Source organism: Corynebacterium senegalense (genome assembly GCF_900411315.1).
GTDB lineage: Bacteria > Actinomycetota > Actinomycetes > Mycobacteriales > Mycobacteriaceae > Corynebacterium > Corynebacterium senegalense.
The window spans coordinates 109,877-129,680 of sequence record NZ_LS990887.1; the positions used below are offsets into that span (position 1 = coordinate 109,877).

Sequence of the window (19,804 nt, forward strand, 5' to 3'; positions counted from 1 at the left end):
CCGGCCCACGGCGAGAGGAAGGAAACGATGAAGTCACGCGTACGCACGGCGCTGGCCGTTGCGGCGGCGGGCGCTCTGCTGGCCTCCTGCGCCGAGGGCGGCGTGGGCCCGGCGGAGCAGAGCACCGACCACTTCGGCTACCAGCTGCCCAACGACGTCACCACGACCAACGCCGGAAGCATGGTCGGCGCCTCGCAGATGGCGCAGGCGCTCTCCGGCAGGCTCTACCCGGGCGTGTTCGTCCCCGGGCCCAGCGGACAGATGATCCCCAACACCGACCTGGCCACCACGCAGGTGCTCCCCGGCGCCCAGCGAAGGGTGGTCTACACGCTCTCCGACGCCGCGTCCTTTTCCGACGGCACCCCCGTGACGTGCGCCGACTACCTGCTGACGTACAAGGCCGGCCAGCTGCCTGAGGTCTTCGGCTCGCATATGCCGCTGTTCTCCGAAGTGGAATCCCTGAGCTGCCAGCCGGGCAGCAAGGAGTTCACCCTGGTGTTCAAGGAGGGCGCGGGCGCGCGGTGGCGCGGGCTGTTCGGGGCGGGCACCGTGCTTCCCTCCCACGCCGTGGCGCGACGCGCGGGGATCGACCCCGGTCAGGTTGTTGACCTACTCAACGCCGGTGACGCCGAGCAGCTGCGCCCCCTGGCGGAAGCGTGGCGCGATGGTTTCAACCTTGACTCCTTCGACCCGGCGACGCAGGTGTCCTTCGGGCCCTACCGCGTCGATTCGGTGGGCGAGTCCGGCGAGGTGACGCTCGTTGCCAACGGCTCGTACTACGGCGACGCCCCGCGGACCCCGAAGCTGGCCGTGTGGCCCGCCAGCGCGAACCCGGCGGAGCTGGAGTCCTCGGGGGCGCTGCGCGTGGCCGAGCTCGCTGAGCCGGCCCCGGCCTGGCTGGACCTCAACGCCGAGGGCAACGCCTTCGACGTCTCCTCCGTGCTGGGCGAGCTGACGGACTCGCTGACCTTCGCCCCGGCCGGGATCTGGGCCTCGGCGGCGAACAGGAAGGCGCTGTCCGCCTGCGTGGACCCCGCCGCCGTCGCCGCGGCGTCGGGGGCGGCCAGTGGGATGGAGGTCCCGGTCAACGCCGTGCACGTCGTGGCGGCAAACGACCCGCTGGCCCGCCGCTTCGGCGACATCGTTGACCCGCACCTGCCGGTGGACAACGCCGCGGCCTCCGCCCTCGCCGGAGTGGAGGTGCGCATCGGCTACGTCGGTACCTCGCCGCGCATGGCGGCGATGGTCGAGGCGATCCGCGCCTCCTGCGCCCCCGCCGGGGTGTCCGTCGTTGACGCCGGGGGCAGCAAGACGCTGCGCGACCTCACCCACCTGGAAACCGGGGAGTGGGGCGAGCAGGTCACCGTGGACGGCAGCATCGACGCGATCCTGCGCCCCGTCGACGCCACCACCGAATACACCGGTCCGGGGAATCGCTCACAGGACCTCGCGGCGCTGCGCGAGGAGGAGAAGAAGCTGTGGGAGGAGCTGGCGAGCATCCCTCTGTCGGTTCAGCCGCGCAGCTTCGCCGTGGACAGGAACGTCGGTAACGTAGTCGTGTACACGGGCACCGCCGGAATCGGGTGGAACATGGACCGTTGGCAGTCCGCCACGCCGCAGCCCAGCAACGCAAACGGAAGCAAGTGAGGACACCTTGTCTCAAGAGACCCACGAGTCTAAAGCGTCACCTTCGACGACCTACTCCTCTGCGGCGGAGGCCCTCGCGGCGAAGATCCGGCGCGTGCCGGACTTTCCCGAGGCCGGCGTGGTGTTCGAGGACCTGACACCGGTGCTCGCCGACGGCGACGCGCTCGGCGCCGTCATCGCCGAGCTCTCGCGGGCCAGCCGCCGCCTCGGCGCCGACCTCGTCGGCGGGCTCGACGCGCGCGGCTTCCTGCTCGGCTCGGCGGTGGCCTACGACCTGGGCGTGGGCATCCTTGCGATCCGCAAGAAGGGCAAGCTGCCGCCGCCCGTCATCACGCAGGAGTACACCACGGAGTACAGCACCGCCGCGCTCGAGATCCCCGCGGAGGGCATCGAGCTCGCCGGGCGCAAGGTCGTGCTCGTCGACGACGTCCTAGCCACCGGCGGCACCCTCGTCGCCGCGACGGATCTCATCGAGAGGGCAGGTGGTAGCGTCGTGGGATACGTAGTCGTCCTCGAGGTCGAGGGCCTGGGGGGCCGCGAGAAGCTCTCCGGTGCACCCCTGGTGGTTCTCGCGCACGAGGGCGCGTAGGAAGGCTGCCGGCAGCGCCCGGCTCGGACTGGAAGGCACGCGATGACCAACGAGAAGGCTCCCCGACGCACCGGCTCCAGCGTGCGCAGCGTCTCGGCCCGGCTCGCGCGCTCGCTGACGGGAGGCCGGGCGAAGGTCAACCCGGTCCTCGACCCGCTGCTGTCGATCCACCGGACCTACCACCCGAAGGCGGACGCGGAGCTGCTCAACCGAGCCTACGAGACCGCCGAGCGGCTCCACGAGGGGGTCACCCGCAAGTCCGGCGACCCCTACATCACGCACCCGCTGGCAGTCGCCACGATCTGCGGCGAGATCGGCATGGACACCACCACGCTGGTCGCCGCGCTGCTGCACGACACGGTGGAGGACACGGACTACTCGCTCCAGGACCTCACCCGGGACTTCGGGCCTGAGGTCGCACGGCTTGTCGACGGCGTCACCAAACTGGACAAGGTCGCCCTGGGCGCCGCGGCGGAGGCGGAGACGATCCGCAAGATGATCGTGGCGATGGCGGAGGATCCGCGCGTGCTGGTGATCAAGGTGGCCGACCGCCTCCACAACATGCGCACCATGCGCTTCCTCCCGCCGGAGAAGCAGGCCAAGAAGGCGAAGGAGACCCTCGACGTCATCGCCCCGCTGGCGCATCGGCTCGGCATGGCCACCGTGAAGTGGGAGCTGGAGGACCTGGCCTTCGCCATCCTCTACCCGAAGAAGTACGAGGAGATCGTGCGCCTGGTGGCCGACCGCGCCCCCTCGCGCGACCGGGCGCTCAAGGAGATCACGGAGCAGCTGCAGGCGGAGCTCAATGCCAACAACATCCAGGCCGAGGTGATGGGCCGGCCGAAGCACTACTGGTCGATCTACCAGAAGATGGTTGTGCGCGGCCACGAGTTCAACGAGATCTTCGACCTGGTGGGCCTGCGCGTGCTCGTGGACACCGTCCACGACTGCTACGCGGCGATCGGCGTGGTGCACGCGCTGTACTCGGCGCTGCCGGGCCGGTTCAAGGACTATATCTCCAACCCGCGCTTCGGGGTCTACCAGTCGCTGCACACCACCGTGATGACAGACAGCGGCCGCGCCCTCGAGGTGCAGGTGCGCACCCACGAGATGCACTACAATGCCGAGTTCGGCGTTGCCGCCCACTGGCGCTACAAGGAGACGAAGGGCTCCCACAAGGGTGACCAGGCGGAGGTGGACCAGATGGCGTGGATGCGCCAGCTGCTCGACTGGCAGAAGGAGGCCGCCGACCCCAACGAGTTCCTCGACTCGCTGCGCTACGACCTGACCAGCCAGCAGATCTTCGCCTTCACCCCGAAGGGCGACGTGGTGAACCTGCCCGCGGGGTCGACTCCGGTGGACTTCGCCTACGCCGTGCACACCGAGGTGGGCCACCGCTGCATCGGCGCGAAGGTCAACGGCAAGCTCGTCGCCCTGGAATCGGAGCTCGTCTCCGGCGACCGGGTGGAGATCTTCACCTCCAAGGACGAAAACGCAGGCCCCTCGCGCGATTGGCAGGAGTTCGTGGTCTCGCCGCGCGCGAGGACAAAGATCAGGCAGTGGTTTGCCAAGGAGCGCCGCGAGGAGCACCTGGAGGCTGGCCGGGATGCGCTGGCCGCGGAGGTGCAGCGCGGCGGGCTGCCCATGCACCGGCTGTTTACCGCCGATTCCATGCGCCAGATCGCCCAGCGCCTGCACTACCAGGACGTCGACGCCCTCTACACCGCGATCGGCGCGGGCACGGTGTCGGCCCAGCACGTCGCGCGCATGCTCACCGACCTGTTCGGCGACGAGGAAGACGCCGTGGACGTGCTCGCGGCGCGCACCCCGATGTCGGAGCTGGTGCGCTCCAAGGCGGTGGCGCACAGCTCGGGCGTGCTCGTCGAGGGCAGCCCGGACATGCTGGCCAAGCTGGCGAAGTGCTGCCAGCCGGTGCCGGGGGATCAGATCTTCGGATTTGTCACCCGTGGCACGGGCGTGTCCGTCCACCGCGCGGACTGCACCAACGCGGCCAAGCTCAAGCAAGAGCCTGAGCGGCTTATCGACGTCTCGTGGGCCGCCTCGGCAGCCCCGGGCACGGCCTCCCAAGCGACACTGCAGGTCGAAGCCCTGGACCGCCAGGGCCTGCTCGCCGAGATCACGGGCGTGCTCTCCGAGCAGAAGCTGCCGATTCTGGCACTGTCCTCCCAGTTGGGCAGCGACAACGTCGCCACCGTTCGTTTCACCATGGCCGTCTCCGACACCAAGCAGCTCGGCTCGATCATGAACCATGTGCGCAATATCGAGGGCGTTTTCGACCTCTACCGCGTGACGGCGTAGCTAAGAAACGCAAAACCGCCCGATCCCTTGCGGGGCGGGGCGGTGTGCGATGCCGGACTTAGAAGAACTTCGGCACGGTGAAGCCGAGCTTCTGGGCGAAGGTGTAGATGGTGCTGAGCAGGCCGACGAGAGCGGAGACGAAACCGATCGCGGTGGCGGCCTGATTCAGGCTGTCCTGCGAGGAGCCGGGGTTCTCGGCGCCTTCGCCACCGTCAGCCTTGGAGGAGCCCTCGACCTGGGGGGCCGCCAGGGAGCTGGTCTGCTGGCCCTTCCCGTCTTCCGCAAAAGCCGGGGTAGCGGTGACGCCGCCGGCGACGAGGGTGGTAGCGGTAGCGAGGGCGAGCATGCCGTTACGAAGCTTCATGAATCTTCCTATCGTGAGAGGAACATACGAACATCGCCGACAGTATCTGAGAGGAACCTGTAACGCAATTGTTTCAGCACAATGTTCACCCTGGTAAGCTACGTGGGACACCTAGGTTACGCGCAGGAGAACTCTGGCTAGGCCACCTTCGCTGAGGTGATCTTGACCTCCTTCGCGGGCTTGCCGTCGTCCTGGCCGCCCTCGATGCCTTGCTCGGCGATCTTGTCCAGGGTGGCCAGCCCGGCGTCGTCAATGCGGCCGAAGTAGGTATAGGCGGGCGGCAGCGAGGAATCGCCGTAGTTGAGGAAGAACTGCGAGCCGTTGGTGCCGAGACCGGCGTTCGCCATGGCGATGGTGCCGCGCTCGTATGTCACCGGCCCCTCGGCCTGGAGGAGCTGGCCCTTGTACTGCTCTGCCTGGTCGGCGGGCAGGCCCTCCGGGATGGCGGAGGTGTCGAGCTTGGACAGCGCCTCGTCGGTGGGGTACTCGTTGGCGAACTGGAAGCCCGGGCCGCCGGAGCCGGTCCCGGTCGGGTCGCCGCACTGCAGGACCTTCAGGCCCTCGCTGGTGGTCAGGCGGTGGCAGACCGTGTCGTTGAAGTAGCCCTGGGAGGCGAGGTACTCGATCGAGTTGACCGTGCACGGGGACACGGCGCGGTCGAGCTCCATCCCGATCGGCCCGGCCGTGGTGTCGAGGGTGACGGTGACCGTGCCGGTGGCGGAGACGTTCTCGGTCGGCGGGGTGCCCGCGTCCTTCCCGGCTTCGCCCTCCTTCTTCTCGTAGGTGCAGGAGACCGTCTCGGGCAGCGCCTCGGCGCGCGTGCGGGAGAGCGGTTGGGCGTCGATGGGCTCGGGCGAGGTCGACTCGGAGGAGGTCTGCTCGGCGGCGGTGGTCTCCTCGCCGTCCTGGTTGGCGAGCATGTAGATGCCGCCGCCAGCGGCGAGGAGGACGACCGCGGAGAGAGCGGCGATGGTCCAGGGGGCGGACTTTTCCTTGCGGTCGCGGGCGTTGAGCTCGCGCTCCAGGTTCTTCAGGGCGTCCTTGCCCCGCTGCTCGTTGTTTGCCACGGTGGGAGTCCTCGCTTCGTGCTCGCTGAACGTGTGTGGGAGGAAATCTTAGCAAGGTGAGCCGGGCGGCCAGGCGGAGGAGCCCCGCGCGGGGCCGCATGGGGGACGTATAGGGTGGGTGCATGGAAATCACGGGATTCGCCGCCGGGCCTTTTCAGACCAACTGCTACGTGGTGGTCAACGACGAGCTCGACCCGCCGCAGGCGTTCGTCGTCGACCCCAGCCTGGGCGCGCACGGCCCCGCCGTGGAGGCGGCAAACAGGGCGGGTGCGGAGCTGGTGGCGGTGGTGCTCACTCACGGCCACATCGACCACATCCGTGACGCGGGCGCGTTCGGGCTCCCCACCTACATCCACCCAGACGACGAGTTCATGCTCGACCCCTCAGGCGGCGAGTTCGCACGCCTCCAGCTGGCCTTCGATGTCGACGCGATGGAGCCAGTCCGCGAGGTCATCCACGTCGCGGACGGGGAGACCCTGCGTGTCGCGGGGCTCGAGTTCGCCGTGCGCCACGCGCCCGGGCACTCCCCGGGCAGCACCCTGTTCGTCGCCGAGGAGTTCGTCCTCGCGGGCGACGTCCTGTTCCGCGGGGCGATCGGCCGCACGGACCTGCCGTTTTCCGACGACGCCGCGATGCGCCGCAGCCTCCGCGGGCCCGTCTGGGAGCTTCCCGACGCCCTCGCGGTGCTGCCCGGCCACGGCCCGACGACCACGGTGGCCCAGGAGCGGGCGACCAATCCCTACCTGCGCGCGGCCAACGCGGACCGCGTCTAGGCCGGGGCGGCGTACCCGGCGCGCTAAACTCGGTGGCCATGACCGATTCCTCGAAGACTGCCAAGCCCACGCCCCTGTCCGGGCCGAAGGGCGTGCCCGACTACGTTCCCCCGGTCTCCGCCACCTTCATCAGGGTGCGCGACGAGTTCGCGCGGCAGGCGCATCTGGCCGGCTACCAGCACATTGAGCTGCCGGTTTTCGAGGACACGGCGCTGTTCGCCCGGGGCGTGGGGGAGTCGACGGACATCGTCTCGAAGGAGATGTACACCTTCGCCGACCGCGGCGACCGCTCGGTGACGCTGCGCCCCGAGGGCACGGCGGGCGTGATGCGCTCGGTGATCGAGCACAACCTCGACCGCGGCTACCTGCCGGTCAAGCTGAACTACTACGGGCCCTTCTTCCGCTACGAGCGCCCCCAGGCGGGCCGCTATCGGCAGCTGCAGCAGGTCGGCGTGGAGGCCATCGGCATCGACGACCCGCTTCTCGACGCCGAAGTTATCGCCCTGGCGGACCGCTGCTACCGCTCCGTCGGCCTGACGGGCTTCCGCCTGGAGCTGACCAGCCTGGGCGACAGCACTTGCCGCCCGCAGTACCGAGAGAAGCTGCAGGAGTTCCTGTTCAAGCTCCCGCTCGACGAGGAGACGCGCCACCGCGCGGAGATCAACCCGCTGCGCGTGCTGGACGACAAGCGCCCCGAGGTCCGCGAGATGCTCGCCGACGCCCCCCTCATGCTCGACCACCTGTCGGCGGAGTCGCGCGAGCACTTCGAGACGGTCACCGGCACCCTCGACGACCTCAAGGTGCCCTACGTGATCAACCCGCGCATGGTGCGCGGCCTGGACTACTACACCAAGACCACCTTCGAGTTCGTACACGACGGCCTCGGGGCCCAGTCGGGCATCGGTGGCGGCGGGCGCTACGACGGGCTCATGGCCCAGATCGGCGGCCAGGACCTGTCCGGCATCGGCTTCGGGCTGGGCGTGGATCGCACGGTGCTGGCGCTCGAGGCCGAGGGGGTCGCCCTCGAGGGCGTCGACAGGAGAGTGGAGGTCTTCGGGGTAGCCATCGGCGAGGCCGCGGGCAAGCGCATGAGCCTGCTCGTCGACGCCCTCCGGGCCTCCGGGATCTCCGCCGACATGTCGTACGGCGGGCGCGGCCTGAAAGGCGCGATGAAGGGCGCGGACCGCGCCGGCGCGAAGTTCGCGCTGGTGCTCGGCGAGCGCGAGCTGGAGGCAGGGCAGGTCGCGGTGAAGAACCTGGCCGATCACTCCCAGGTCGAGGTGCCCCTCAACGTCGAGGCCGTGATCGGGGAGATCCGCCGCGGCGCTTAGCACTCGGTGATGTTGACGGGCAGGCCGAGCTGGACGGCCAGCCCGCCCATCGAGGTCTCCTTGTATTTGGTCATCATGTCGCGGCCGGTGGCCGCCATGGTTTCGACGACGTCGTCGAGGGTGACGATGTTCGTGCCGTCGCCAAGCTTGGCCAGGCGGGCGGCGTTGATGGCCTTGACCCCGCCGATGGCATTGCGCTCGATGCAGGGCACCTGCACGAGGCCGCCGACAGGGTCGCACGTCAGACCGAGGTTGTGCTCGAGAGCGATCTCGGCGGCGTTTTCCACCTGCTGCGGGGTGCCGCCGAGGATGGCGCACATGCCCGCCGCCGCCATGGAGGAGGCGGAGCCGACCTCTCCCTGGCAGCCGACCTCGGCGCCGGAGATGGAGGCGTTGGTCTTGATGATAACGCCGATCGCCGCCGCGGTGAGGAGGAACTCGCGGGCGCGGACGGGCGTGAAGCCGTCGGTGAAGTCGCGGCAGTAGTGCATGACGGCGGGGATGATCCCGGCGGCGCCGTTGGTTGGCGCGGTGACGATCTGCCCGTGGGCGGCATTTTCCTCGTTGACCGCCAGGGCGTAGAGGTTGACCCACTCCATCGCGTCGAGCCCGCGGGCCGTGGAGGCCTCGTACTCCGCCGTGAGCAGGCGGTGCAGGCGAGGGGCGCGGCGGGTGACGTTGAGCCCGCCCGGCAGCGTTCCCTCGGACTTCAGCCCGCGGGCGACGCACTCCTGCATGACGTCCCACACCCGGTCGAGGTGATCGCGCACGACCACCCAGCCGTGCAGCGCCTCTTCGTTGGCCCGCATGACCTCGGCGATGCTCAGCCCGTGTTCGGAGCACAGGCGCATCAGCTCGGCGGCGCTGTGGAACTCAAAGGGGATGACCGGTGTGTCGTAGGTGGTGGTGATGCCCGATTCTCCCGCCTTGGCCTCCATGCCGGGGCGGTCGAGGATGAAGCCGCCGCCCACGGAGAAGTACTCGGCGCCTTCGGCGAGCGCGGCTCCGCCAGCATCCCAGGCGGAGAAGATGAGGCAGTTGGGGTGCTCGGCAACGGGGGTTGCGTCGAAGACCACCTCGTAGTCGAGGCTGCGCTCGGGGCCCCCAATGCGGCCGGTGGAGGGGATCTCCTCACCGGGCACGGGAGCGACGTCAGCGGACGCGGTCTGCGGGGTGTAGCCCACCAGGCCGAGGAGGACCGCGCGGTCGGTGCCGTGGCCCACGCCGGTGGCCGCGAGCGAGCCGCGCAGCTCGACCTTCACGCGCGCGGGCTCCGCCGCGCCGAGCGAATCCACGAAGGCGATCGCGGCGCGCATGGGCCCGACGGTGTGGGAGGAGGACGGACCGATACCGATGCTGAAGAGGTCGACAACGCTAACGGTGTTCTGCGACATGCCGACGATGCTACCGCTATCCGCCGGTGTGGCCCTCAAGAAGCTGGCCGAAGGGGACGAAGTCCTCCTCGACATTCAACCCGGTCTTGCGTGGGCGGGTGACGGAGGTGTCCGGGCCGAGGCCGGGCTTGCCCAGCATGAGGTCGGTCAGCTCGCGGGCGGCGCGGCCGACGCGCTGGTTGAACTCCGCGCTCTCCGGTCCGCCGAAGTCCTCGGTGGCGGCGAACAGGGAGGTGGGCACGACCACCGCACGCATGAAGGTGAGCAGCGGGCGCAGGGCGTACTCGGTCACGAGGGTGTGGCGCGCCGTGCCCGCGGTGGCGGCGATGATGGTGGGCATCCCGTTGAGCGCGTCGGGGTCGAGGACGTCGAAGAACATCTTGAACAGGCCGGTGTAGCTCGCCTTGAACACCGGGGTGACGGCCACGAGTCCGTCCGCGGCGGAGAGGTCGCGCTTGACCTCGTCGAGGCGCGGCGTGGAGGTGCCGGTGGTCACCGCGTGGGCCAGGTCGGTGGCCAGCTCGCGCAGCTCGACGGTGGTCACCTCCACGTTCTCCCTGTCGGCGGCGGTGCCCTTCACTGCGGTGGAGATGGCGTCGGCGACCTGGCGGGTTGTCGAGGGCGTCGATAAGCCTGCGGCGAGGACGAACAGCTGTGCCATTATTCTGCCTTTCCGGGGTTGACCTCGAAGTGGGGAAGAGCCTTGCCCTCGCGCTTGGCGGCGAGGAGCGCATCAAAGGTGGGCGGATCGGAGGGCACGTGCTCCGGGCGGCGCGCCTCCATGCGCTCTCGCAGCTCGGGCACGACCTGGGTGCCGAGGATCTCGATCTGGTTGAGCACCACCTCGAGCGGCAGGCCGGCGTGGTCCATGAGGAAGAGCTGGCGCTGGTAGTCGCCCACCCAGTCGGCGAACTGCATCGTGCGTTCGATGACCATCTCGGGGGTGCCCACCGTCAGCGGGGTGGCCTCGGTGAACTCCTCCAGGCTCGGGCCGTGGCCGTAGACGGGGGCGTTGTCGAAGTAGGGGCGGAACTGCTTCTTCGCCTGTTCCTCGGTCTCCGCCATGAACACCTGCCCGCCGAGGCCGACGATGGCCTGGTCGGCGCGCCCGTGGCCGTAGGCCTCGTAGCGGCGGCGGTAGAGGTTGACCATGGAGGCGGTGTGCTCCTTGTTCCAGAAGATGTTGTTGTGGAAGAAGCCGTCGCCGTAGAAGGCCGCCTGCTCCGCGATCTGCGGGGAGCGGATGGAGCCGTGCCAGACAAAGGGCGGCACGCCCTCGAGCGGGGAGGGGGTGGCGGTGAAGCCGTTGAGCGGGGCGCGGAACTCGCCCTGCCAGTTCACCACCGGCTCGCGCCAGAGGCGGCGCAGGAGGTGGTAGTTCTCCACGGCCAGAGGCACGCCTTGGCGGATGTCCTTGCCGAACCACGGGTAGACCGGGCCGGTGTTGCCTCGGCCGAGCATGAGGTCCATGCGCCCGTCGACGAGGTTCTGCAGGAAGGAGTAGTCCTCCGCGATGCGCACCGGGTCGGTGGTGGTGATGAGCGTGGTGGCGGTGGACAGCTGGATGTTCTTCGTCTTCGCGCCGATGTAGGCCAGGTGGGTCGTCGGCGAGGAGGGGACGAAGGGCGGGTTGTGGTGCTGCCCGGTGGCGAAGACGTCGAGGCCCACCTCGTCGGCCTTGAGCGCGATCGCCGTCATGGCGTCGATGCGCTCCTTCTCGGTGGGGGTGCGGCCCGTGGTGGGGTCGGCGGTGACGTCGCCGATGGTGAAGATTCCGAATTGCATGGCGGTTCCTTTCGCGCCGGTGGTTCGCGTGTCGGTTCATTGTACAGAACAATGATGACATGTCACCTATTTCATAAATCCGCTTCACGACGTCCGCCCGCCCTCCCCGGTACGAGCGGGGCGAGCGGGCGGGCGGGGCGCGCCCCTAGGACGAGTAGACGCCCCGGTTCAGGAAGTCGCAGGAGGACATCTTTCCGGAGTCGTAGCCCGCCATGAACGCCTCCTCGCGCTGCTGCGAGGAGCCGTGCGTCCACGCGTCCGGGTTGACCTGGCCGCCGGAGCGCTTCTGGATGTTGTCGTCGCCGATCGCGCGGGCGGTCTGCACAGCCTGGGCGAGCTGCTCACGGGTGATTGGGTCGAGGATCGCGTCGGGGCCCTCGGTGGCGTGGTTGGCCCAGAGGCCGGCGTAGCAGTCCGCCTGCAGCTCGATGGCCACGGCGGCCGAGTCCTCGCCCGGGTTGTTGTAGTCGCTCAATCCCAGGGTGCCCTCGATATTCTGGATGTGGTGGCCCATTTCGTGGGCCACGGCGTATTCCTGGGCGAGCGGGCCGTCGGAGCCGCCGAGCTGGCCTAGCTGCTCGAAGAAGCTGATGTCCAGGTAGGCGGTGGTGTCCGTCGGGCAGTAGAAGGGACCGGTCGCGGAGGTGGCGTGCCCGCAGCCGGTCGTCACGTCGTTGCGGAACAGGTGCATGCCCGGCTGGGTGTACTCGATGCCGGCCTGCTCGGGCAGGACCCGCTGCCATACGTCGTCGACCGAGTACATGGTGGCCTCGACGCGGCAGTCGTCGTACTCGTTCGCCGCGTTGGCGCTGTTGCAGTGGTCGAGGTTGTAGTCCCCGGCGCCGCCGCCCTGGGACTGGGCGCCGGGGACCTGGCCGCCCCCGCCGAGGCCGCCGCCGAGGAAGTAGACGAGCGCGAGGATGATCAGCGTGCCGATGCCGCCACCGCCCACCGCGATGGGCATGCCGCCGAGGCCGCCTCCGCCGCTGCCCGAGCTGGTGGTCACGCGACCGCCGCCGCCCCGGTCGAAATTGCTGTTGAAAGTCATGCCAAAAGTCTGCCAAAGAATCCGGGCGGGTGGGGCACTTCCCGGCCGTGTCCGGCGCAGGGGGTAGACTTTCCGACGTCAACTTTTGCCCTCACGTGGAAGGACGTGGAAGATACCGTGCTGCGCACTCACCTTGCGGGTGACCTCCGTAAAGAACTCGATGGCCAGACCGTGACGCTCACCGGCTGGGTGTCCCGCCGCCGCGATCACGGCGGCGTGATCTTCATCGATCTGCGCGACCGCTCGGGCCTGGCCCAGGTGGTCTTCCGCGAGTCCGAGGTCGCCGAGGCGGCTCACGACCTGCGCAGCGAGTACTGCATCCAGGTCACCGGCGTGGTCGAGCCCCGCCCCGAGGGTTCCGCCAACCCCAACCTGGCCTCCGGCGAGATCGAGGTCAACGCCACCGAGCTGAAGGTGCTGAACAAGTCCGCGGCGCTGCCCTTCCAGGTCGAGGACTTCTCCTCCAACGAGGTCGGCGAGGAGACGCGCCTGAAGTACCGCTACCTCGACCTGCGCCGCGAGCGCCAGGCGGGCGCCCTGCGCCTGCGCTCGGACGTCAACCGCGCCGCCCGCGAGGTCCTGGCCAAGCACGACTTCGTCGAGATTGAGACGCCCACGCTGACCCGCTCCACCCCGGAGGGCGCGCGCGACTTCCTCGTCCCCGCCCGCCTGCGCCCGGGCTCCTGGTACGCGCTGCCGCAGTCCCCGCAGCTGTTCAAGCAGCTGCTCATGGTCGCGGGCATGGAGCGCTACTTCCAGATCGCGCGCTGCTACCGCGACGAGGACTTCCGCGCCGACCGCCAGCCGGAGTTCACCCAGCTCGACGTCGAGGCCAGCTTCGTGGACCAGGACGACATCATCGCCCTGGCCGAGGAGATCCTCGTCGAGCTGTGGAGGCTGATCGGCTACGAGATCACCACCCCGATCCCGCGCATGACCTACAAGGACGCGATGGAGAAGTACGGCTCCGACAAGCCGGACCTGCGCTTCGACATCCAGCTCGTGGACTGCACCGAGTTCTTCTCCAACACCACCTTCCGGGTCTTCCAGAACGAGTACGTCGGTGCCGTCGTGATGGAGGGCGGTGCGTCCCAGCCGCGCCGCCAGCTCGACGCCTGGCAGGAGTGGGCGAAGCAGCGCGGCGCCAAGGGCCTGGCCTACATCCTCGTCGGCGAGGACGGCGAGCTCGGCGGCCCCGTGGCCAAGAACATCACCGACGAGGAGAAGGCGGGCATCGCCGCCCACGTCGGCGCGAAGCCGGGCGACTGCATCTTCTTCGCCGCCGGCGAGACGAAGAGCTCCCGCTCCCTCCTCGGCGCCGCCCGCGGCGAGATCGCCCGCAAGCTCGACCTCATCAAGGAGGGCGACTGGGCCTTCACCTGGGTCGTCGACGCGCCCCTCTTCGAGCCCGCGGCGGACGCCACCGCCTCCGGCGACGTCGCCCTCGGCCACTCGAAGTGGACCGCGGTGCACCACGCCTTCACCTCCCCGAAGCCGGAGTACCTCGACTCCTTCGACTCAGAGCCCGGCGAGGCCCTGGCCTACGCCTACGACATCGTGTGCAACGGCAACGAGATCGGCGGCGGCTCCATCCGTATCCACGAGCGCGACGTGCAGCAGCGCGTCTTCGAGGTCATGGGCATCACCGAGGAGGAGGCGCAGGAGAAGTTCGGCTTCCTGCTCGAGGCCTTCGCCTTCGGCGCGCCCCCGCACGGCGGCATCGCCTTCGGCTGGGACCGCATCGTCTCGCTGCTCGGCGGCTTCGACTCCATCCGCGACGTCATCGCCTTCCCGAAGTCCGGCGGCGGTGTCGACCCGCTGACCGACGCGCCCGCCCCCATCACGGCGGAGCAGCGCAAGGAAACCGGCGTCGACGCCAAGCCCGAGGCCGAGCCGAAGCAGTAGGCCGGTTTGCGCCCGGAACCGGGGTGGGCAAAGCGGCCCTCCCCGGGCTTGCGATGTGCGAAACTGGGGTGTGAGGAACCCGTAAGGAGTGACCTGATGGAGCAGGACAACGTCGTTGCCGCGGCCGAGGACATCCTCACCCGGCGCTACGGGGGTACGCAGAAGCTTCTCGACGCCACCCGGCTGCCCGGTTCGGGCCTCGCCGGGGTGTACCGGGCGAGGGTGGCCCCGAACCCGTTCCTGCAGCACCGCTCCCTCGTGGTGAAGCACTCCCCGGAGACGGGTGACGTGCTCGAGGACGCGGCTTTCCTGCGGGAGGTCGTGGCGTACCAGTTCACCACCTCGCTGAGCGAGGATGTGCGGCCCGGGCCCATCCTGTTGGGCTACGACACGGCGCAGCGGATCATCATCATCTCCGATTCCGGCGACGGCGACACCCTGGAGACCCTGCTTACCTCGGGCGACGACGAGCAGCGCGTGCAGATCCTGCGCAACCTCGGCTCCGCGCTGGGCCGGATGCACGCCGGCACGGCGGGCAAGGAGGAGGACTACAACGTGCTCTTCGCCCGCATGGTGCGCAGCAGGAGCGGCCAGCGCCAGGTCCAGGACCTGCGTGAGCGCCTGCTCATGCACCGCATCCGCCTGGGCTCGCGGATGCTGGAGGAGTCGGGCATCGCCATCCCCGCGGAGGTGGCGGCTACGGCGGAGCGGATCCACGCGCGCCTGCTGCACGGCGGCAACCGGGCGTTCACCCCCTTCGACCTCGCCCCGGACAACATCATTTACGCCGACCGGACGCAGTTTCTGGACTACGAGTGGGCGGGGTTCCGCGACGTCACCTTCGACGTCGGTTTTGTCGTGGGCGGGTTCCCCAACTACGTGGCGGCCCGGCCGATCAACGACGACGAGGCGCAGGCCTTTATCGACGCCTGGGTCCGCGAGGTCGAGGGGATGTGGCCGAACGTCCTCCACGAGGACACCCTCCACTCCAGCATCACCGCCGCGCTGATCGGCTGGGCCCTGTCCAGCGTGTCGATCCTCAACGCCAACGCCCTGGAGGAGATCGGCCAGGCGGACGCCCAGCTGGCCGAGGAGTTCACCTCAGCCGGGGCGAGCCTGGAGGCGGCGGTGAGCGCCGACGAGGACTTCGAGTTCAGCGGCGACCTGCTGCGCCCGCGCTCCGACGGCCCCTTCACGCAGGACGAGCTGCTCGTGCGGCGCGACCTCTATGAGACCTTCGACGCGCTGGCCCGCTACGCCACGCTGGGCCGCGACCCGTCATACCTGGTGATCGCGGACTGGGCCCGCGGCGTGGCCGAGCGCCTGCGGTAGGGGGCGGCGTGCAGGAGGGACTTTTCGGCGAGGACGAGGGAGAGCGGGGCACAACCTTCTTCGAGGCCGGCCCGACCGCGCCCCTGGCGGCGCGGATGCGCCCGCGCAGCCTGGACGAGATCGCGGGTCAGCGCCATCTGCTCGCGGAGGGCAAGCCGCTGCGGCGGCTCATCGAGGGCTCCGGGGCGGCCTCGGTGGTCCTCTATGGCCCGCCGGGCACGGGCAAGACGACCATCGCCTCGCTGATCGCGCAGGCCACGGGGCATAACTTCGTGGCGCTCTCGGCGCTGTCCTCCGGGGTGAAGGAGGTCCGCCAGGTCATCGACCGCGCACGGCGTGACCTCGCCCGCGGCGAGCGCACCGTCCTGTTCATCGACGAGGTGCACCGCTTCTCCAAAACGCAGCAGGACTCGCTGCTGGCGGCGGTGGAGAACCGGACCGTCCTGCTGGTCGCGGCGACGACCGAGAACCCGTCGTTTAGCGTCGTTGCCCCGCTGCTGTCGCGCTCGCTGCTGCTCAAGCTCGAGTCGCTTGACGACGCCGACATCGCCGCGCTGCTCGACCGCGCCGTCGCCGACGAGCGGGGCCTCGGCGGCCGCGTCGTGCTGGAAGAGGAGGCGCGCGAGCAGCTCGTGCTGCTCGCCGGCGGGGACGCCCGGCGCTCCCTGACCTACCTGGAGGCGGCAGCCGAGGCCGTTGATGACGGCGGCGCCATCACCCTCGACGTGGTGCGCGACAACGTCAACCGCGCCGTGGTGCGCTACGACCGCGACGGCGACCAGCACTACGACGTCGTCTCGGCCTTCATCAAGTCGATCCGCGGGTCGGACGTCGACGCCGCCCTGCACTACCTGGCGCGCATGATCGAGGCGGGCGAGGACCCCCGCTTCATCGCCCGGCGCCTGGTCATCCACGCCTCGGAGGACATCGGGATGGCTGACCCGAGCGCCCTCCAGGTGGCCACCGCCGCGGCGCAGGCCGTCCAGTTCATCGGCATGCCGGAGGGGCGCCTGCCGCTGGCGCAGGCGACGATCCATCTGGCCACCGCCCCGAAGTCGCCGGCGGTGATCCAGTCGATCACGCGGGCGCAGAACGACATCCGGGCGGGCAAGGCCGGGCCGGTGCCCGCGCACCTGCGCGACGGGCACTACGAGGGCGCTAAGAAGATGGGCAACGCAGTCGGCTACGTCTTCCCCCACGACGACCCGCGGGGCGTCGTCACGCAGCGCTACATCCCGGAGGGCCTCGACGACGCCGTCTACTACGAGCCGACCGACCACGGCAACGAGAAGCGGATCCGGGACTACATCGGCAGGCTGCGGCGGATCGTGCGGGGGAAGTAGACCTCGCTTTCGCCGGGGGTAAAGTAGTTGCGGACTAATTGGCAACCATCCCCGGAGGACACCCGTGCACACACATGAGATCCGCAAGCGCTTCACCGAGCACTTCGTCAACGCAGGGCACACTGCGGTGCCGAGCGCCTCGCTGATCCTCGACGACCCGACGCTGCTGTTCGTCAACGCGGGCATGGTTCCCTTCAAGCCGTACTTCCTGGGCCAGCAGAACCCGCCCTTCGAGAACGGCACGGCCACCTCGATCCAGAAGTGCGTGCGCACCCTCGACATCGAGGAGGTGGGCATCACCACCCGCCACAACACCTTCTTCCAGATGGCGGGCAACTTCTCCTTCGGCCAGTACTTCAAAGAGGGCGCGATCAAGCACGCGTGGTCGCTGCTCACGGGCTCGCTTGACGACGGCGGACTGGGCCTCGACCCCGAGCGCCTGTGGGTCACCGTCTTCCTCGAGGACGATGAGGCGGCCGGCATCTGGCGCGACGTCATCGGCGTGCCGGAGGAGCGGATCCAGCGCATGGGCATGGAGGACAACTTCTGGTCCATGGGCATCCCCGGTCCGTGCGGCCCGTGCTCGGAGATCTACTACGACCGCGGCCCGGAGTACGGCAAGGACGGCGGGCCCATCGCGGACGACAACCGCTACATGGAGATCTGGAACCTCGTGTTCATGGAGTCCATCCGCGGCGAGGGCGACAAGAAGGGCAACTTCGACATCGTCGGCGAGCTGCCGAACAAGAACATCGACACCGGCATGGGCATCGAGCGCGTCGCCTGCCTGCTTCAGGGCGTAGACAACGTCTACGAGACCGACCTGCTGCGCCCCGTCATCGACGCCGCGGTGGAAATGACCGGCACCAAGTACGACGCGGGAAACAAGGCTGACGACGTCCGCTTCCGCGTCATCGCCGACCACTCGCGCACCGCCATGATGATCATCCTCGACGGCGTCACACCCTCCAACGAGGGCCGCGGCTACATCCTGCGCCGCCTGCTGCGCCGCGTGATCCGCTCCGCGCGCCTGCTGGGCGCGACAGGCACCGTGATGGAGACGTTCATGAACACGATCATGGACACCATGACGCCCTCCTTCCCGGAGATCGCCGACAACCGGGAGCGCATCCTGCGCGTCGCCCTGGCCGAGGAGCGGGCCTTCCTGAAGACCCTCGAGTCCGGCACCCACCGCTTCGACGAGGCCGCCGCGGCCGTGAAGTCCTCCGGCGCCTCCGTCCTGCCCGGCGCCCAGGCGTTCGAGCTGCACGACACCTACGGCTTCCCGATCGACCTGACCCTCGAGATGGCCCGCGAGGCCGGTCTCGACGTCGACATGGCCGCCTTCGACTCCGAGATGAAGGCGCAGCGCGAGCGCGCCAAGGCCGACAACAAGGCGAAGAAGCACCGCAACGTCGACGAGTCCCTCTACCGCGAGTGGGTGGACAACAACCCGACCGAGTTCGTCGGCTACGACATGCTCACCCACGACGGCACCGTGCTCGGCCTGGTCCGTGGCGGCGAGAAGGTCGGCGAGGTCTCCCAGGGCGATGAGGTCGAGGTCATCCTCGACGTCACCCCGATGTACGCCGAGGCCGGCGGCCAGACGGCTGACCGCGGCCGCTTGGTGATGGGCGACACCGTCCTCAACGTCACCGACGTGCAGAAGATCGGCAAGAAGCTGTGGGTGCACAAGGCGACGGTGCAAAACGGCGGGCTCGACCTGGGCTCCACGGTCACCGCGGAGGTTGACGGCGCGTGGCGCCACGGTGCCCGCCAGGCGCACACCGCCACCCACCTCATCCACGCCGCGCTGCGCCAGGTGCTCGGCCCCACTGCCGTGCAGGCGGGCTCCCTGAACAAGCCGGGCTACCTGCGCTTCGATTTCAACTACACCGAGCAGCTCACCGAGCAGCAGCTGAACGACATCGCCACGGTGACCAACCAGGCCGTTGACGCCGACTTCGCCGTCCACACCATCGAGACTTCGCTGGAGAAGGCAAAGGCGATGGGGGCGCTGGCGCTGTTCGGCGAGAACTACGGCAGCGAGGTCCGCGTGGTGGAGATCGGCGGGCCGTTCTCCATCGAGCTGTGCGGCGGCACGCACGTCGAGCACTCCTCCCAGATCGGGCCCGTCGCGGTGCTCGGCGAGTCCTCCGTCGGCTCCGGCGCCCGCCGTATCGAGGCCTACTCCGGCATGGACTCGTTCCGCTACTTCTCCAAGGAGGCGGCGCTGGCCTCGGGCCTGGCCTCCGAGCTGAAGACGCCGACGGAGCAGCTCCCGGAGCGCATCGCCCAGCTCACCGAGCGGCTGCGCGCCGCGGAAAAGGAGATCGAGGCGCTGCACCGCCAGCAGCTGATGAGCCGGACAGCCGAACTCGTGTCCAAGGCCGAGACGCTCGGCACGTTCAAGGTGATCGCGCTCGCCCTGCCCGGTGCGGTCAGCGCGGGCGACCTGCGCACCGTGGCCAGTGACCTGCGCGGCCGGATGGGCACCGAAGCCGCCGTTATCGCGCTGGTCTCCGAGTCCGAGGGCAAGGTTCCCTTCGCGGTCGCCGCGACGAAGCCCGCTGTTGACGCCGGGGTGGAGGCCGGCGAGCTGGTCAAGCTGATCGGCGGGTACGTCGACGGCCGCGGCGGCGGCAAGCCCGACCTCGCCCAGGGCTCCGGCTCCGCCCCGGAGGGGATCGAGGCCGCGCTGCGCGCGGTCCGCGAGGAGCTGGCGGGGCGGTAGGGCTCGGCGGGTAAGATAACAAATCGGAAACGAGACACGCCGGGCCCGTGGGCGGCGCGACAGCGCCCGCCCGCTAGCGTGGGTACCCGACCGTCATTGTTTCACCCGTGAAAACTGTCGCTTCGCTGCCCGTCATGCGGCCAGCGCGCCCACCACCGAGCCGCAAAGGATGA

The 19,804-nt window shown here is 69.3% G+C and carries 15 protein-coding genes; 9 read left to right on the forward strand and 6 right to left on the reverse strand.

The genetic code is table 11. The features are described from left to right. The first annotated feature begins 27 nt into the window (after positions 1 to 27). From DYZ02_RS00560 to DYZ02_RS00570, 3 genes are read left to right on the forward strand one after another with little or no spacing between them, the layout of a single operon-like run. Positions 28 to 1,647: an ABC transporter substrate-binding protein gene (locus DYZ02_RS00560; RefSeq protein WP_115684520.1), complete on the forward strand. Its 1,620-nt coding sequence runs from the start codon at positions 28 to 30 to the stop codon at positions 1,645 to 1,647. Positions 1,648 to 1,654: 7 nt separating this feature from the next. Continuing rightward, positions 1,655 to 2,236, forward strand: a complete 582-nt coding sequence (locus DYZ02_RS00565; protein WP_115684521.1) for an adenine phosphoribosyltransferase — start codon at positions 1,655 to 1,657, stop codon at positions 2,234 to 2,236. 42 nt (positions 2,237 to 2,278) lie between these two features. Further along, positions 2,279 to 4,555 (forward strand): RelA/SpoT family protein, encoded by a 2,277-nt coding sequence (locus tag DYZ02_RS00570; protein ID WP_115684522.1) that lies wholly within the window; start codon positions 2,279 to 2,281, stop codon positions 4,553 to 4,555. A 58-nt stretch (positions 4,556 to 4,613) separates the two neighbouring features. Here the strand turns inward: DYZ02_RS00570 and DYZ02_RS00575 are convergent, their stop codons facing one another. Together DYZ02_RS00575 and DYZ02_RS00580 are read right to left on the reverse strand one after the other, a co-directional pair. Beyond that, positions 4,614 to 4,919, reverse strand: coding sequence for a hypothetical protein (locus tag DYZ02_RS00575; RefSeq protein WP_115684523.1), 306 nt, complete (start codon positions 4,917 to 4,919; stop codon positions 4,614 to 4,616). A gap of 137 nt (positions 4,920 to 5,056) precedes the next feature. After that, positions 5,057 to 5,986: a peptidylprolyl isomerase gene (locus tag DYZ02_RS00580; RefSeq protein ID WP_115684524.1), complete on the reverse strand. Its 930-nt coding sequence runs from the start codon at positions 5,984 to 5,986 to the stop codon at positions 5,057 to 5,059. A 122-nt stretch (positions 5,987 to 6,108) separates the two neighbouring features. Here DYZ02_RS00580 and DYZ02_RS00585 point away from each other — a divergent pair, with 122 nt between their 5' ends. Together DYZ02_RS00585 and hisS are read left to right on the forward strand one after the other, a co-directional pair. Beyond that, entirely contained in the window at positions 6,109 to 6,759 is a 651-nt protein-coding gene (locus DYZ02_RS00585) for an MBL fold metallo-hydrolase (RefSeq protein ID WP_115684525.1), read from the forward strand. A 38-nt stretch (positions 6,760 to 6,797) separates the two neighbouring features. Continuing rightward, on the forward strand, positions 6,798 to 8,090 hold the full coding sequence (gene hisS / locus DYZ02_RS00590; RefSeq protein ID WP_115684526.1) for a histidine--tRNA ligase: 1,293 nt from the start codon (positions 6,798 to 6,800) through the stop codon (positions 8,088 to 8,090). Here the strand turns inward: hisS and DYZ02_RS00595 are convergent. The 4 genes from DYZ02_RS00595 to ypfJ all read right to left on the reverse strand — a co-directional run bounded on the left by DYZ02_RS00595 (position 8,087) and on the right by ypfJ (position 12,317). After that, positions 8,087 to 9,484, reverse strand: coding sequence for an L-serine ammonia-lyase (locus DYZ02_RS00595; RefSeq protein WP_115684527.1), 1,398 nt, complete (start codon positions 9,482 to 9,484; stop codon positions 8,087 to 8,089). The two genes, hisS and DYZ02_RS00595, sit on opposite strands and share 4 nt — an antisense overlap. Positions 9,485 to 9,500: 16 nt before the next feature. Next, a complete protein-coding gene (locus DYZ02_RS00600) occupies positions 9,501 to 10,145 on the reverse strand; it encodes an FMN reductase (protein ID WP_115684528.1) in 645 nt (214 codons plus the stop codon). Next, positions 10,145 to 11,269 carry an LLM class flavin-dependent oxidoreductase gene (locus DYZ02_RS00605; RefSeq protein WP_115684529.1) on the reverse strand — a complete coding sequence of 375 codons (1,125 nt, stop codon included), beginning with the start codon at positions 11,267 to 11,269 and terminating at the stop codon, positions 10,145 to 10,147. The genes DYZ02_RS00600 and DYZ02_RS00605 overlap by 1 nt, the downstream gene beginning before the upstream one ends. Positions 11,270 to 11,414: 145 nt before the next feature. Next, positions 11,415 to 12,317 (reverse strand): KPN_02809 family neutral zinc metallopeptidase, encoded by a 903-nt coding sequence (gene ypfJ, locus DYZ02_RS00610; RefSeq protein WP_115684530.1) that lies wholly within the window; start codon positions 12,315 to 12,317, stop codon positions 11,415 to 11,417. Between the two features lie 117 nt (positions 12,318 to 12,434). Between ypfJ and aspS the strand changes: the two genes are divergently transcribed. From aspS to alaS, 4 genes are all read left to right on the forward strand, one after another. Continuing rightward, positions 12,435 to 14,222 (forward strand): aspartate--tRNA ligase, encoded by a 1,788-nt coding sequence (gene aspS / locus DYZ02_RS00615; RefSeq protein ID WP_115686301.1) that lies wholly within the window; start codon positions 12,435 to 12,437, stop codon positions 14,220 to 14,222. Between the two features lie 96 nt (positions 14,223 to 14,318). Next, entirely contained in the window at positions 14,319 to 15,554 is a 1,236-nt protein-coding gene (locus tag DYZ02_RS00620) for a phosphotransferase (protein WP_115684531.1), read from the forward strand. An 8-nt stretch (positions 15,555 to 15,562) separates the two neighbouring features. Further along, a complete protein-coding gene (locus DYZ02_RS00625; protein WP_115684532.1) occupies positions 15,563 to 16,897 on the forward strand; it encodes a replication-associated recombination protein A in 1,335 nt (444 codons plus the stop codon). A 64-nt stretch (positions 16,898 to 16,961) separates the two neighbouring features. Further along, complete coding sequence (gene alaS, locus DYZ02_RS00630; RefSeq protein WP_115684533.1) at positions 16,962 to 19,631, forward strand: alanine--tRNA ligase; 2,670 nt, start codon at positions 16,962 to 16,964, stop codon at positions 19,629 to 19,631. The last annotated feature ends 173 nt before the right edge of the window (positions 19,632 to 19,804 follow it).

Coding starts and splice junctions, on each gene's coding strand:
- hisS (WP_115684526.1), top strand. CDS start 6,798: ATGACCGATTCCTCGAAGACTGCCAAGCCCACGCCCCTGTCCGGGCCG.
- DYZ02_RS00575 (WP_115684523.1), bottom strand. CDS start 4,919: ATGAAGCTTCGTAACGGCATGCTCGCCCTCGCTACCGCTACCACCCTC.
- ypfJ (WP_115684530.1), bottom strand. CDS start 12,317: ATGACTTTCAACAGCAATTTCGACCGGGGCGGCGGCGGTCGCGTGACC.
- DYZ02_RS00585 (WP_115684525.1), top strand. CDS start 6,109: ATGGAAATCACGGGATTCGCCGCCGGGCCTTTTCAGACCAACTGCTAC.
- DYZ02_RS00570 (WP_115684522.1), top strand. CDS start 2,279: ATGACCAACGAGAAGGCTCCCCGACGCACCGGCTCCAGCGTGCGCAGC.
- DYZ02_RS00560 (WP_115684520.1), top strand. CDS start 28: ATGAAGTCACGCGTACGCACGGCGCTGGCCGTTGCGGCGGCGGGCGCT.
- DYZ02_RS00600 (WP_115684528.1), bottom strand. CDS start 10,145: ATGGCACAGCTGTTCGTCCTCGCCGCAGGCTTATCGACGCCCTCGACA.
- DYZ02_RS00595 (WP_115684527.1), bottom strand. CDS start 9,484: ATGTCGCAGAACACCGTTAGCGTTGTCGACCTCTTCAGCATCGGTATC.
- DYZ02_RS00620 (WP_115684531.1), top strand. CDS start 14,319: ATGGAGCAGGACAACGTCGTTGCCGCGGCCGAGGACATCCTCACCCGG.
- DYZ02_RS00605 (WP_115684529.1), bottom strand. CDS start 11,269: ATGCAATTCGGAATCTTCACCATCGGCGACGTCACCGCCGACCCCACC.